A 13,057-nucleotide genomic window follows, 5' to 3' on the forward strand; every position below is an offset into this window, starting at 1 on the left:
TCTAGGGGTAGAGGCCGGCCGAGGCCAGGCCGGTGGCTTCGGGGAGCCCGAGGACGATGTTGGCGCACTGCACGCCCTGGCCCGAGGCGCCCTTCACGAGATTGTCGAGCGCGCCGATGGCCAGGACGGTGCCCGTGCGCTCGTCGACCCGGGCCGTGAGGTGGACGCTGTTCGAGCCGAGCGTGGCCTTGGTGGAGGGCGACCGCTCCGAGACGACCATGAACGGCTCGTCGGCGTAGGCGTCGTGCAGACACGCCATCACGTCCTCCGTGGTGGGCGCGCCGACGGGCCGGCCGTAGCAGGTGGCGAGGATGCCCCGGTTCATCGGTGCCATGTGGGGGGTGAAGAGCACCTGGGCGTCGGTGTCGGCATGGCGACCGATCGCCATCTCGATCTCCGGCGTGTGCCGATGGGTGAGCAGGCCGTAGGCGGTGAAATCCTCGTCGACCGTGCAGAAGGTGGTGTTGGGCTTCGGCGGCCGCCCCGCCCCCGACGCGCCGCTCGCGGCATCGACGATGATGCCCGTCGGTTCGATCAGTCCGGCCCGCAGCAGGGGCGCCAGCGTGAGGGCGGCTGTGGTGACGTAGCAGCCGGCGACCGCCACCAGCTCGGCCCCGGGCAGTTCGTCACGGAAGAGCTCGGGCATCCCGAACACGTAATCCGAGAGGAGGCCCGGCGCCTGGTGTGCTTCGCCGTACCAGTCGGGGTAGACGGACGGATCGTCGAAGCGGAAGTCGGCCGACAGGTCGACGATGTGGGCGACCTTTCCCCGGATCTGCGGGGCGATCTCCTGGGCGTGGCCGTGAGGCAGTCCCATGAACACGAGGTCGATCCCGTCGAGGATCGACTCGTCGTAGGGCACATACGCCATGTCGCCGTACGCAGCCGCAAGACTGGGATAGAGGTCGGCGATGCGCGTGCCGGCCTGGGTCTCCCCCGTTGCCGCAACCACCTCGAGATCGGGGTGGCCGGCACACAAGCGGAGGAACTCCGCGCCGGTGAATCCCGACGCGCCGACGATCGCTACCCGGTGCATTCCGACACTGTACCGAAGGTCGTATGTCTATGCAACCATTTGCATGAACATTAGTTGGGTGGGGCGAGGTCGCAGTCCGGGGCGGTCACCGGATTGCACCACTCGTCGACCGTCACGACATAGTCGGTGCCGAACGCCGGATCCTCGACGTAGTAGTCCGTCGAGAGATAGTGGGCACCGCTGGCCAGCGCCGCCTCGCGACGGGTCGTGTCGCCGGTGCGGGCATCCGCGGTCGGCGTGTCGGTGCGTGTGCGGATCAGGTAGCCGAGCGCGGCGAGCTCCGCGATCCGATCGGCATTGTCGACCGGTCCGTCGACCCGGAGGAACGCGGCATCCGGGGCGCCGGGATCGCTCGTGGTGAACATCACCCGACCGGCGAGCACGTCGCTGTCGGCGCGGTAGAGGTCGCGGGCCGAACCGGTGTTCACCATGGCGAAGAGCACCTTCCCCCGGGCGTCCTCGACCGTGGGCCACCCATCGGCGAGGACCACCTCTTCCAGCGTCGCCGCGTCGCCCCGGACCTCATCGGGGGTGATGATGCGGTCCTCCCCCATCGCCTCACGGATCTCCTCGTCGAGCGCGTCGAGGGTCTCCTCGGTCGTCTCCACCGGGATCGTCCACTCGATCGGCAGGTCGGGGAGCTCGACCCCGGCGTCGGCCGCCGCCTGGGGCACCGACTCCTCCTTGACCTCGATCATGATCATCAGCGGCACATGGTCGGGGTTCTCGTCGGACCACTCGGCGATCTCCGTGAGGCAGAGCTGCAACGTGAGGCAGTTCGTCTCGAAGTCGAAGTCCTGCGTGTGCAGCACCTTGAAGCCGGGCTCGTCGAGTTCCGCGAGTCCCGATTCGGCCGGAAGACCGATGACGGGCATCGCCGCCCGGTTGGCGTAGAGGCCACCGTCCGGGTCGGCGAACACGTCGATCTCGAACTGGCGGATGTCGAAGTCCTCCAACTGTTCGGTGAGCGAGCGGTGCGAGTAGTCGATCGACTCGGCCAGCTCCCGACTGACGGCTTCGATCGCCGCGTAGGCGTCCGGCATCGGCCGGAGGTGATACGAGTTGTGCGACCCGAGGACCTGCAGATCGTTGATCCGCAGCGGCTCGGGCGGAGCCTCGGTGGTCGTCGAGGTGCTCGTGCTCGTCGTCGAGGTCGTCGTGCTCGTGGTGGTCGTGCTGGTGGTGGTCGGCGTCGCCGTGTCGCCGTCGTCACCGCAGGCCGCGGCGACGAGGGTGACGGCGAGGGCGACGGCGATCGCTCGGATGCTCATCGCCGGGACCGTAGTGGCTGCGATGCGGTCGTCTCGACGACGGCCTTGCCGTAGACCTTGCGATCGGCGAGATCCTGGAGCGCCTGGGCCGCGTCCTCGAAGGCGAACGGCGGATACAGCGGCGGCGCGACCGCGCCCTGCTCCGCGAGGGCGAACACCTCACCCAACTGGCGCGCGACCGCGCCGGGGTCTCGCATCAGCGACGCACCCCAGTGCACGCCGACGACGCTGTAGTTCTTGAGCAGGATGTGGTTCGTGGGGGCGTCGGCGATGCCGCCCACGAAGCCGATGATGAGCAACCGGCCGTCCCACGCCATGCACCGGCGCGCCTGGTGATAGGCGTCGCCACCGACGGCGTCGAAGCACACGTCCACGCCCCCGCCCGACATCTCCCGCACGGTGTCCACCCACGCAGGGATCTGCTGATGATCCACGACATGCTCGACACCGAGGTCGCGCACGACCGCCGCCTTCTCCTCGCCGCCGACCACCGCGATCGGGATCGCCCCGGCCGCCAGTGCGAGTTGGATGCACGCGGTGCCGGTGCCGCCGGCCGCGCCCGTCACGAGGACGGTCTCGCCCGCTTCCAGATGCGCCCGGTCGTGGAGGGCGTACCACGCCGTGCCGTAGTTGACCGGGACCGCGGCCGCCTGGCCGGCGGACAGGGCGCCGGTGGGATACGGGAACACGCTGCTTGCGCCAACCGTGTTCACCTCCCGCAGGCCACCGCCGAGCACGGCGACCGCGGTGCCGACCTCGATGCCCTCCACACCGTCGCCCAATGCCGTGACCACACCCGCCGTCTCGCCCCCCGGCGTGTAGGGCAGCTTGGTGGGCACCTGATAGTCGCCCCGACAGCTCAGCACGTCCGGGAACGTGAGGCCGACCGCCGTCGTGCGGATCTGCACCTGACCCGGCCCCGGCTCGATGACCTCCTCGTCCTCGAGTCGGAGAACGGCGAGCGGCTCGCCGAGTTCGTGGGAACGCCAGATACGCATGGCGGGCACCGTAGTCCGCGCAGCAGTAGCGTCTCGACCGTTGTGCGGTTCGACCTCCCCCTCTCGCCCGACGGCGTACGCCACGAGCTGCGCGACGGTTCGTCCATCGTGCTCCGGCCGATCCGGCCCACCGACGCCGACGAGCTGCGCAACGGATTCGCCCGCCTGTCCGAACGGTCGCGCTTCCTGCGCTTCTTCACCCCGATGCAGACGCTCCCGGACGCGCTGGCCGAACGGCTGGCCTCGATCGACCACGTCACCCACCGCGCCTGGGTGGCCTATGACCCCGAGGCCGACGCGCCCCCACCCGGTCTCGGCGTGGGCGTGGCCCGGCTCATCGAGGTCGCCGACGACCCACGATCGGCCGAAGCGGCCGTTGCCGTCGCCGACGACTACCACAACCGCGGAATCGGGCGGGCCCTGATCGCCGTGCTCGGCGGCACCGCGGTCGCCGCGGGCTACGAGACCCTTCTGATGCACGTGCTGGCGGAGAACGCGGCGATGTTGGAGATCGCCCGATCGCTCGGACCGGTGCGTTCGACCCGTCGTGACGGTGCCGCCATCGAGATCCACGTCGGCCTGGAGCACTCGACCGACGAAGCCATCGCGGAAGGCGCGCTCTACGACCTGCTGCGCCTGGCCGCCCGACATCAGGCGGAGTGAACGTCAGGCGCGCAGCACGGCGCGGGACTTCGCGGCCGCCTGTTCGATGCAGGACTGGCGGACCTCGGCGACCTCGGCGTCGGTGAGGGTGCGGTCGTCGGCCTGGAACCGGAGCCGGTAGGCGAGCGAGCGGGATCCGTCGGCGACCCCCTCGCCTCGATAGACGTCGAACAGCGCCACGGTGCGCAGCAGGGCGCCTCCGCCCTTGCGCAACGACGCCTCGACGGAGGAGGCGGGCACGTCCTCGGGCACCTCGAACGCGAGATCGATGTCGGACGACGGGAACTTGCTGACCGGCGTGTACCGGCGGTTGCCGTGGGGTCCGTCCAGCACTGCGCCGAGATCGAGCTCGATCCACGCGACCCGGCCGACGACGCCATAGTTCTCGAGCACGGTCGGGTCGACCTCGCCGACATAGCCGCGGGGTCGCCCGGCGATCACCACCTCGGCGGTGCGGGTGGGATGCAGCCCGGGCGCCCGGTCGGGCTGCACGCGGACGTTCGGCAACGCCAGCGTGCGTTCGAGCAGATCGAGGATGGCGACCGCCGAGGGGGCCTCCTCGCCGGCGAGGGCGACGGCCAGGTACTCCCGTTCGTCCGGGAGGAGCTCGCCGGGCGGCGCGGGCAGGTACACGTGGCCGATCTCGAAGAACCGGGTGTCGGGCTCGCGGTGCGACTGGTTGTAGGCGATCGCCTTGAGCTGGCCGGGAAGCAGCGACGTCCGCAGCACGGACTCCTCGGCGTGGAGCGGGTTCGTGAGGGTGACGCCGTCCTCGGGGAGGCCGGCGTTCTGGAGGTCGCCCGGGGCGAGGAAGGGCATCGGGAACGTCTCGTCGATGCCGGCGCCGACGAGCACGTCACGCACCAACCGACGGGCCTTCTGGTACTCGGTGAGGCCGCCGGCGGCCTTGCCCTTGGGCACCGTGCGGGCGATGTTCTCGTAGCCGTACATCCGAGCGACCTCTTCGGCGATGTCGGTCTCGGTGGCGGTGTCCCAGCGCCAGGTCGGGATCGTCACGTCGAGATCGCCATCGACCGGCTCGACGTCGAAGCCGATGGAGGTGAGATGCGCGGTCATCTCCTCGGCGGCCAAGTCGGTGCCGAGGAGACCGTTGACCTTCGCAGGACGAACCCGTACCGGTGTGCGGTCCGGCACCTCGCCGGCCTCGTCGATCTGACCGGCGACAGCCACGGCCCCCTGCTCGGACGCGAGCTGGACGAAGCGCCGCATGGCTCGGTCGATGTTCTCGCCCCAGTCACAGCCGCGGCGGAACCGGGTCGACGCCTCGCTCGGCAGGTTGAGACGCTTCACGGTGCGGGAGATGGAGGGCGGATCCCACCAGGCCATCTCGAGGAGCACGTCGGTGGTCGTCTCGGAGATCTCCGTGGAGGCGCCGCCCATGACGCCCGCGAGGGAGATAACCGTGTCGGTCTCGTCGGCGATGACACCGTCGATGGACGTGAGCGTGCGTTCGACGCCGTCGAGGGTCACGAGCGTCTCGCCCTCGACCGCCCGTCGCACCCGCAGCCTGCCGTTCGGCACCGTTGCGAGATCGAAGGTGTGGTTCGGCTGTCCGAGCTCGAGCATCACATAGTTCGAGATGTCGACGATCGAGTTGATCGGCCGCATCCCGAGCTGGATCAGCCGGTTCTGCATCCAGACCGGCGACTGGCCGACGGTGACGTTGCGCAGCACGGTGGCGACGAATCGGCCACACAGGGACGGGTCCACGATCTCGACCGACAGCAGATCGTCGACGTGCTCGTCGGATCGGTCGGCGTCGTGGTCCGGGAAGGAGAACGGCACGCCGAGGGCAGCGGCGAGATCGCGGGCGACGCCGGCGACCGACATCGCGTCGGGCCGGTTGGCGTTGACCTCGAGGTCCCAGAGCACGTCGTTCTCGATGCCGAGCGCGTCGCCGAGCGGCATGCCGAGTTCGGCGCCCTCGACCACCCGGTCGTTGAGGATGAGGATGCCGTCGGCATCGTCGCCGAATCCGATCTCTGCTCCGGAGCAGCACATGCCGTTCGAGGTCTGACCCCGCAGCTCGCGCTGGGCGATCTCCATACCGTTGGGCATGGTGGTGCCGATCGTCGCGAAGGGAATGAGGTCACCGACGGACATGTTGAAGGCGCCGCAGCAGACCTGCAGCGGGCCCCCGCCGCTGCCGTCGTCCACGTCGACGAGCTGGATCTTGTCGGCGTCCGGGTGGGGGCGCAGGTCCACCACCCGGGCGAGCACCACGCCCTCGACGACGTCGCCGATGATCGCCATCTCCTCGACGGCGAGGCCGAGCGCGGAGAGGGTCTCGCCGAGCTCGACGGGATCACCGTCGATGTCGGGCGCGAACTCCCGCAGCCAGGAAAGGGTGACCTTCATCAGAACTGCCTCAGGAAGCGGACATCGTTGTTGACCAGCTCACGGATGTCGTCGAGCTGGTAGCGCATGACGGCGAGACGATCGATGCCGAACCCGAACGCGAAGCCCTGCCACTCATCGGGATCGATGCCACAGTTGCGCAGCACGTTCGGATGGACCATCCCGCAACCGCCGAGCTCGAGCCAGGATCCGTCGGGGCGGGAGATGTCGAACTCGGCGCTCGGCTCGGTGAACGGGAAGTACGACGGACGCAGCCGCGTCTTCACCTCACCGCCGAAGAACGCCCGGACGAACTCGTCGATCGTGCCGGACAGATCGCCCAGGGTGATCCCGCGGTCCACCACGAGTCCCTCGATCTGGTTGAACGCGGGGAGATGGGTGGCATCAGCGGTGTCGGTGCGGAAGGTGCGCCCCGGAGCGACGATGTAGATCGGCGGCTCCTGGTTCTCCATCGTGCGGATCTGGACCGGCGAGGTGTGCGACCGGAGCATCACCTGTTCGGGCTCACCGAGGTTCACGAAGATGGTGTCGAAGCTGCCCCGGGCCGGATGCCACTCGGGGATGTTGAGCGCCTCGAAGTTGTACCAGGCGCTCTCGACCTCGGGGCCCTCGGCGATCGTGAAGCCCATGCCCACGAAGACGTCCTCCAGCCGGTCGCGTGACTGGGTGACCAGGTGCAACGAGCCCCGGCGGATCTCGTCGCGGATCTCCGTGAGATCGAGCCGCTCCGCCTCGAGCTGTGCAGCCCGCGCCGCTGATGCCAGCCGGGTGCGGGCGTCGGCGACGGCCGCCTCGATACGACCCCGGATCTCGTTGACCGCCTGACCGGCGGCTTTGCGATCCTCGGGATCCAGCCCGCCGAGCTGCTTCTTGGCCTGGGTGATCGCCGACTTCTTGCCGAGATACTCGGCGTCGATCGCCGCCAGAGCGTCGAGGTCCTCGACGTCGGCCAGGCGGGCGGTCGCCTCGGCAGCGGTCTGTTCCAGCTCCTCGATCATCAGGGCCACAGGTTACGGGGTCGGAAGGGCGCTGCCGTCGACGTTTCCGGGGTTGGATGCTGCGAGACTGCGCGGGTGGACCACATCGTGCGCGACAACCCCGACCGCAACCGCTACGAGCTGATCGTCGACGACCGGATCGTCTCGATCGCGGACTACTCCCTCGACGGCACCAACGTCGTCGTTCCCCATGTCGAGACGGACCCGGCGATGCGGGGCCAGGGCATGGCCGACCGCCTCATGCGGGGCATGCTCGACGACCTCCGGGCCGGCGGACGCACGATCACGCCGCTGTGTCCCTTCGCCGCTGCCTTCGTCCGCAACCACCCCGACGACCACGACCTCCTCACCTGACCCCCTGATTTCCGATCCGCGTTGAGTTGTGGTCGATATGCGACCACAACTCGGTTAAGAAGCCGGGGTTCGGCGGGCTTCGTAGGCGAGCAGGGTGCCGGCCATGGCGACGTTGAGGGATTCGGTGTTGCCGGGCATGTCGATGCGGACCCAGGCGTCGACGTCGACCTCGGCCCGGTCGAGGCCGTGGGGTTCGGAGCCGAGGACGATGGCGACCGGGCCGCTCAGCACACCCCCGTCGTGGGGTTCGCCCTCGCGGACGTCGGTGCCGATCACCCGGGCGCCCGCGGCGCGCAGCGCGGCCGACGCAGCCGCCAGCGTTTCCGCCTGGACGATCGGGACCCGCAGCACGGAGCCGGCCGAGGAGCGCACCGTCTTCGGGCCCCACGGGTCGGCGCCGCCGACACAGACCACGCCGACCGCACCCACCGCATCGGCGACTCGGATGAGCGTGCCGACGTTGCCCGGGTCACCGACCTCGGCGAGCAGCAGCGCGACGTCGTTCGCGCCGAACGCGGCGGGCAAGGCCGCCACCGGCCGGGGTACCAGGGCGAGCATCGGTTGGGGCGATACCGCGGGTGCGAGCCGATCGAACACGTTGTCACGGGTGACGATGATCTCGACCCCGTCCGGCAGGTCGGCGAGCAGCACGTGCCCATCGCCCGATTCCGGCACGATCACGACGGACGGGACATGACCCGCGTCCAGCGCCTCGGCCACCGTCCGGGGCCCCTCCAGCACGACCTCCGCCGAACGCGAACTGCGCCGCCCGAGCAGGCGACGCAGCTCGGCGATTCTCGGATTCTGTGCCCCGAGCACATGCGACCCGGGGTCAGGCGCCATCAGGCGTCGGTGAGCGCCCCGTTGGCCGCCTCGACCAGGGCGGCGAAGGCCGCGGGGTCGTGGATGGCCAGCTCGGACAGCTGCTTGCGATCGACCTCGATGTCGGCCGCCTTCAGGCCGGCGATGAACCGGCTGTAGCTGGTGCCGTTCTCACGGCACGCCGCGTTGATGCGCTGGATCCACAGCTTGCGGAACTCGCCCTTGCGGGCCCGACGGTCACGGTAGGCGTAGTTGCCCGCGTGCATCACCGATTCGTTGGCGGACTTGTAGCTCCGCGACCGGTTCCCGTAGTGGCCCTTCGCCCGCTCGAGGACGACCCGGCGGCGCTTCTTGGAGTGAACGGATCGCTTGACGCGTGCCATCTGACTCCCCTTTCTCTCTCGTTCTGGTTCGGGTGCGGATCGGCTCAGACGCCGAGGTCGCGCAGGTTCTTCTCGTCGGCCTTCGAGACGATGGCCGTCTTGCGGAGCTGACGCTTCCGCTTCGGGCTCTTCTTCTCGAGGATGTGGTTCTTGTTCTGGTGCCGGCGCTTGAGCTTGCCGGTGCCGGTGCGCTTGAAGCGCGCGGCCGCACCCTTGTGCGTCTTCATCTTGGGCATGTCTGGTCTCTTTCAGGACTCGGCGTTGTCGTCCGACTCCGCTGCGGCGGCCTCGGCCGCCTCCTTCTCCATCTGCTTCTTGTGGCGGGCCTGGGCCTGCTTGTCCGGCGCGAGCACCATCACCATGTTGCGGCCGTCCTGGCGGGGGTGGAACTCCACCTTGCCGACGTGTTCGACCGTGTCAGCCACCCGATCGAGGATCTTGCGACCGAGTTCGGGATGTTGCATCTCACGGCCACGGAACATGATCGTGACCTTGACCTTGTGGCCCTCGCCGAGGAACTTCTCGACCTTGCGCGTCTTGGTGTCGAAGTCGCCGGGACCGATCTTCGGCCGGTACTTCATCTCCTTGACCGAGAGATTCGAAGACTTCTTCTTCGATTCCTTCTGGCGCTGGTTGTTCTCGTACTTCCACTTGCTGTAGTCCATGATCCGGCAAACCGGGGGGTTTGCCTGATCGGCGACTTCAACAAGATCAAGACCTGCGGCGCGAGCGATGTTGAGTGCTTCGGGCAGTGCCTTGACACCGATCTGCTCGCCGTCCTGGCCGATGAGGCGGACCTCACGGGCTCGGATTCGGTCGTTGATCCTTGGCTCGTTGCTTGGCGGTGCTATCGCCCTGTACTCCTTGTGAGCACGGAACCTCCGTTGTCTGGCGGAATCCGTTGCTCCAAAACGAAACAACGGACGACGGCGAGCCGACGTCCGCGAAAGAACCCGAGAGTTCTGCCGTGTGGTCGACCTGGGCGCATCGCTGGTTCCGAAGAACCGGATTCCGGAGAACCTGATGGCCAGGTGGGGGGTGACCCCGCTTGCCCTTGAATTGTGCCCGTTAGGGTACCAGCCATGAGTTCACTCTGGACACCCGGTGGCGAGCACCCCGTTGATCGCAGCACCCCCACGCCCCCCAGTGACGCGCCGCCGGCCGGCGATCCGTCGCTGGACGACGAGATCGCGGCGGCGCTTCCGGAGGGTGTGACGCTCGACGACCTGTCGCCCGAGGAGCGGGCTCGGGCCGAGGAGATGATCCGGGAGATGGCCGAGGCGCGGGGCCGCCTGCTGGAGACCCCGGCGGCGATGATCGTCGCCAACCACGGCATGGGCCTCTACGAGCTGGCCGCGCTCCACCTGTCCCAGGAGACGCCGAACTTCACCGAAGCGACGGTCGCCATCGACGCTCTCGCCGCCATCATCGAGAAGCTCGAGGGCCGGCTGGGTGAGGCCGAAGCGACCCTCACCGAGGCGCTCGATCAGCTGCGCATGGTGTTCGTCCAACTGAAGAACCAGGGCGCTCCCTCGGAGAGCTGATCCTTCAGTCGGCGCCCTCCGGCGCCGACGGATAAGGGTGACCGCCGCGCCCGATTCGACCTCCGCAACCGGCGGTTCCGCCGGCTCGCAGGCCGAGGCCCTCGACGACCGGGCCTGGCACCCCCGACGCGGCGTGACCGCCGCCATCCGCGTCGTGATGGTGGTGGCTCCCGCGACCGCCAGTTGGGTCGCGGTCTGGGCGGCACTGACCATCGTGCCCATGCCGGGCGGTGTGCCGGCCCGGGTCGGCTGGGTGGTTCTGCTCGTGGCCTTCGCCGTGGCCGGTATGCGCGTCGCCCACTTCGCCACCCGTCAGCTCGCCCCGCTGCGGGCGCTGTACCAGATGTCGCTCGTGTTCCCGGATGCGGCACCCTCGCGCTTCCGCACGGCGTTGCGGGCCCGAACGGGGCGCCAGTTGGAACGCGCGGTCGGCGTCGCCTACGCGTCCGATCAGGAGGCTGCGGAGACACTCGTACAACTGCTCGCCCGCCTCGGCGCCCACGACCGGCTCACCCGCGGCCATTCGGAACGGGTCCGAGCGTATTCGGTCATGCTCGGCGAGGAGATCGACCTGTCCGCCGACGCGCTGGAGAAGCTGAACTGGGCCGCCCTCGCCCACGACCTCGGGAAGCTCGAGGTGCCGCACGCGATCCTGAACAAGAACGGGCGACCGACCGACGACGAATGGCAGATCCTGCGCGGTCACCCCGCCGCCGCCACCCCGTTCGTCGAACCCCTGCGCCCGTGGCTCGGCGACTGGGTCGACTGTGCGACCCAACACCACGAACGCTACGACGGTGGGGGGTACCCGGCCGGCCTGGCCGGAACGGAGATCTCGCTCGCCGGACGCATCGTGTCGATCGCCGACGCGTTCGATGTCATGACCGCGACGCGTTCCTACAAGCGTCCGTTCCCGGCCGAGCAGGCACGAGCGGAGCTGCTCCAGAACGCCGGGACACAGTTCGATCCGGCGCTCGTGCGATCGTTCATCGCGATCTCGCTCCCCGAACGGAGCCGGTTCGCCGGATGGATCGGCTGGCTCGCCCAGGTGCCCAACATGCTTCCGGCGCCCGTCGTGCCCCTCGCGCACAACGTGGGCAACGTCGTCGCGGCTGCGGCCGTGTCGGCCGCCGCGATCGTCGCCGCGCCGATCACCGACGGCGGCCCCGGCGACCAGGAGTTCGCGGCCGAGCGCACGGTCGAGGACGATGACACACCGACGTTCGCTCAGCCGGCCATCGGCGATGCACCCGATTCCCAGGTCACCGCCCCGACGACCTCCGGCCCGGCGCCGACCACCAGTACGACGACGACGACCACCACCACGACCGAACCGCCGGCCGTCCCGGAGTCGTCGACCACGACCAGCCCGCTGCCGACCGTCACGCTTCCTGCGATCACGACGACCATCCCGTCGACGACCACGGTCGCGCTCCCGACGACGACCACGACCCTCGCCCCCACGACGACCACGACCACCACCACGACAACGACGACCACCGAACCACCGGCGGTCACCGTGGCGAACGACGACGAGGCCGTGGTGTTGAACGTCCTGGGCCGCCTGGTCGCCGTACTCACCAACGACGACTTCGGCTCGTCGAGCGCCGACCCGGCGACGCTCGTCGTCGTTGTCGACCCGGGTCGGGGCACCGCGAGTGTCGTCGGCGAGTCGATCCTCTACACGCCGGGATTCCTGCAGACGGGCGGCACCGACTCGCTGGTCTACGAGATCTGCTCCGTCGCCGGCAGCTGCGACCAGGCGACCGTGTTCCTGACCCTCGCGATCTGATCGCCGCCCGACGCCTGTTCAGGCCACGACGAGCCCGGCACCGGCCACCACACAGCACGAGCCGAACACGATCCGAGGCGTGACGGTACGCCGCACCAGGAACAACCCGATGAGGATCGACACGCCCCGCAAGGTGGCGACGTTCGCCGCGTCGGCCCGCTGATACGCCAGCAGCACGAGCGCGTACGCCGCGGTCGAGAAGAGTCCGACCGTGATGCCGGGCCGAATCGCACGACGGAGCCGCGTCGGCGACGGACGGGAGCCGACGAGCACGACCGCGGCGGCGACCAACGACGCAGCCGCGAAGAACCCGAGCTCACCGGTCTCGCGGACGGCCCGGGCGTCGATCAGCGTGTAGCTCGCGATGAAACACCCGGTCACCAGCGCCATCGCCATCGCGACCCGCTCACCGCGCCCCCAGGCGACGCCACCGATGACGACCAGCCCGACGCCCACGGCCACGGCGCCGGCCAACGTCGGCACCGAGGGCGTCTGATCGAGCAGCCAGATCCCGACGACGGCGACCAGCAAGGGGGCCGTGCCCCGGGCGAGCGGATAGGTGGTCGCGAGACCCCCGCGGGCGTAGGCCTGCGAGAGGAACAGCAGATACCCCCCGTGGGCGAGGCCGCTCAGCAGGACGAACCCGAGCGCCTCGGTCGGCGGGTCGGCCACGAGCCACGGGGCGAGCACGACCGCGCCGGTCGTGTACATGAGCGCCAGCTGTGGAGCCCGGTCGTCGTCGGCGTTGGTGCGGGCGTTCCAGCTGGCGTGGAGGAACGCCGATGCCAGCACGAGCGCGAACGCGACGGCGGACACC

14 protein-coding genes are annotated in these 13,057 nt (G+C 69.4%); 4 read left to right on the forward strand and 10 right to left on the reverse strand.

The window, feature by feature from the left end; all coding sequences use genetic code 11:
• Position 1: 1 nt before the first annotated feature.
• The 3 genes from argC to R8F63_09345 are packed head-to-tail and all read right to left on the reverse strand — an operon-like array spanning position 2 to position 3,305.
• Positions 2 to 1,036 (reverse strand): N-acetyl-gamma-glutamyl-phosphate reductase, encoded by a 1,035-nt coding sequence (gene argC / locus R8F63_09335; protein ID MDW3218800.1) that lies wholly within the window; start codon positions 1,034 to 1,036, stop codon positions 2 to 4.
• A 50-nt stretch (positions 1,037 to 1,086) separates the two neighbouring features.
• Positions 1,087 to 2,307, reverse strand: a complete 1,221-nt coding sequence (locus R8F63_09340; protein ID MDW3218801.1) for a Ca2+-dependent phosphoinositide-specific phospholipase C — start codon at positions 2,305 to 2,307, stop codon at positions 1,087 to 1,089.
• Positions 2,304 to 3,305 carry an NADPH:quinone oxidoreductase family protein gene (locus R8F63_09345; GenBank protein MDW3218802.1) on the reverse strand — a complete coding sequence of 334 codons (1,002 nt, stop codon included), beginning with the start codon at positions 3,303 to 3,305 and terminating at the stop codon, positions 2,304 to 2,306. Before R8F63_09345 ends, R8F63_09340 begins: the two co-directional genes overlap by 4 nt.
• 42 nt (positions 3,306 to 3,347) lie before the next feature.
• On the opposite strand from R8F63_09345, the gene R8F63_09350 reads away from it, so the two are divergent.
• Entirely contained in the window at positions 3,348 to 3,968 is a 621-nt protein-coding gene (locus tag R8F63_09350) for a GNAT family N-acetyltransferase (GenBank protein MDW3218803.1), read from the forward strand.
• Positions 3,969 to 3,971: 3 nt separating this feature from the next.
• Here R8F63_09350 and pheT read toward each other — a convergent pair whose 3' ends face one another.
• Together pheT and pheS are read right to left on the reverse strand one after the other, a co-directional pair.
• The gene (gene pheT / locus R8F63_09355) at positions 3,972 to 6,347 is read right to left on the reverse strand and encodes a phenylalanine--tRNA ligase subunit beta (protein ID MDW3218804.1); all 2,376 of its coding nucleotides are present in this window, start codon (positions 6,345 to 6,347) and stop codon (positions 3,972 to 3,974) included.
• Positions 6,347 to 7,345: a phenylalanine--tRNA ligase subunit alpha gene (gene pheS / locus R8F63_09360; protein MDW3218805.1), complete on the reverse strand. Its 999-nt coding sequence runs from the start codon at positions 7,343 to 7,345 to the stop codon at positions 6,347 to 6,349. The genes pheT and pheS overlap by 1 nt, the downstream gene beginning before the upstream one ends.
• A 75-nt stretch (positions 7,346 to 7,420) precedes the next feature.
• Here pheS and R8F63_09365 point away from each other — a divergent pair, with 75 nt between their 5' ends.
• Positions 7,421 to 7,699, forward strand: coding sequence for a GNAT family N-acetyltransferase (locus tag R8F63_09365; protein MDW3218806.1), 279 nt, complete (start codon positions 7,421 to 7,423; stop codon positions 7,697 to 7,699).
• Between the two features lie 54 nt (positions 7,700 to 7,753).
• Here R8F63_09365 and R8F63_09370 read toward each other — a convergent pair whose 3' ends face one another.
• The 4 genes from R8F63_09370 to infC are packed head-to-tail and all read right to left on the reverse strand — an operon-like array spanning position 7,754 to position 9,824.
• A complete protein-coding gene (locus tag R8F63_09370) occupies positions 7,754 to 8,542 on the reverse strand; it encodes an RNA methyltransferase (GenBank protein ID MDW3218807.1) in 789 nt (262 codons plus the stop codon).
• A complete protein-coding gene (gene rplT / locus R8F63_09375; protein ID MDW3218808.1) occupies positions 8,542 to 8,904 on the reverse strand; it encodes a 50S ribosomal protein L20 in 363 nt (120 codons plus the stop codon). Before rplT ends, R8F63_09370 begins: the two co-directional genes overlap by 1 nt.
• A 44-nt stretch (positions 8,905 to 8,948) precedes the next feature.
• Positions 8,949 to 9,140, reverse strand: coding sequence for a 50S ribosomal protein L35 (rpmI, locus tag R8F63_09380; protein ID MDW3218809.1), 192 nt, complete (start codon positions 9,138 to 9,140; stop codon positions 8,949 to 8,951).
• Positions 9,141 to 9,152: 12 nt separating this feature from the next.
• A complete protein-coding gene (gene infC / locus R8F63_09385; GenBank protein MDW3218810.1) occupies positions 9,153 to 9,824 on the reverse strand; it encodes a translation initiation factor IF-3 in 672 nt (223 codons plus the stop codon).
• Positions 9,825 to 9,986: 162 nt separating this feature from the next.
• Between infC and R8F63_09390 the strand changes: the two genes are divergently transcribed.
• Positions 9,987 to 10,448, forward strand: coding sequence for a DUF1844 domain-containing protein (locus tag R8F63_09390; protein MDW3218811.1), 462 nt, complete (start codon positions 9,987 to 9,989; stop codon positions 10,446 to 10,448).
• A gap of 37 nt (positions 10,449 to 10,485) precedes the next feature.
• Complete coding sequence (locus R8F63_09395) at positions 10,486 to 12,240, forward strand: HD-GYP domain-containing protein (GenBank protein ID MDW3218812.1); 1,755 nt, start codon at positions 10,486 to 10,488, stop codon at positions 12,238 to 12,240.
• An 18-nt stretch (positions 12,241 to 12,258) separates the two neighbouring features.
• On the opposite strand, the gene R8F63_09400 is transcribed toward R8F63_09395, so the two are convergent.
• Entirely contained in the window at positions 12,259 to 13,056 is a 798-nt protein-coding gene (locus R8F63_09400; GenBank protein ID MDW3218813.1) for a hypothetical protein, read from the reverse strand.
• Position 13,057 lies beyond the last annotated feature (1 nt).

It is taken from the genome of Acidimicrobiales bacterium, assembly GCA_033344915.1.
GTDB lineage: Bacteria > Actinomycetota > Acidimicrobiia > Acidimicrobiales > Aldehydirespiratoraceae > JAJRXC01.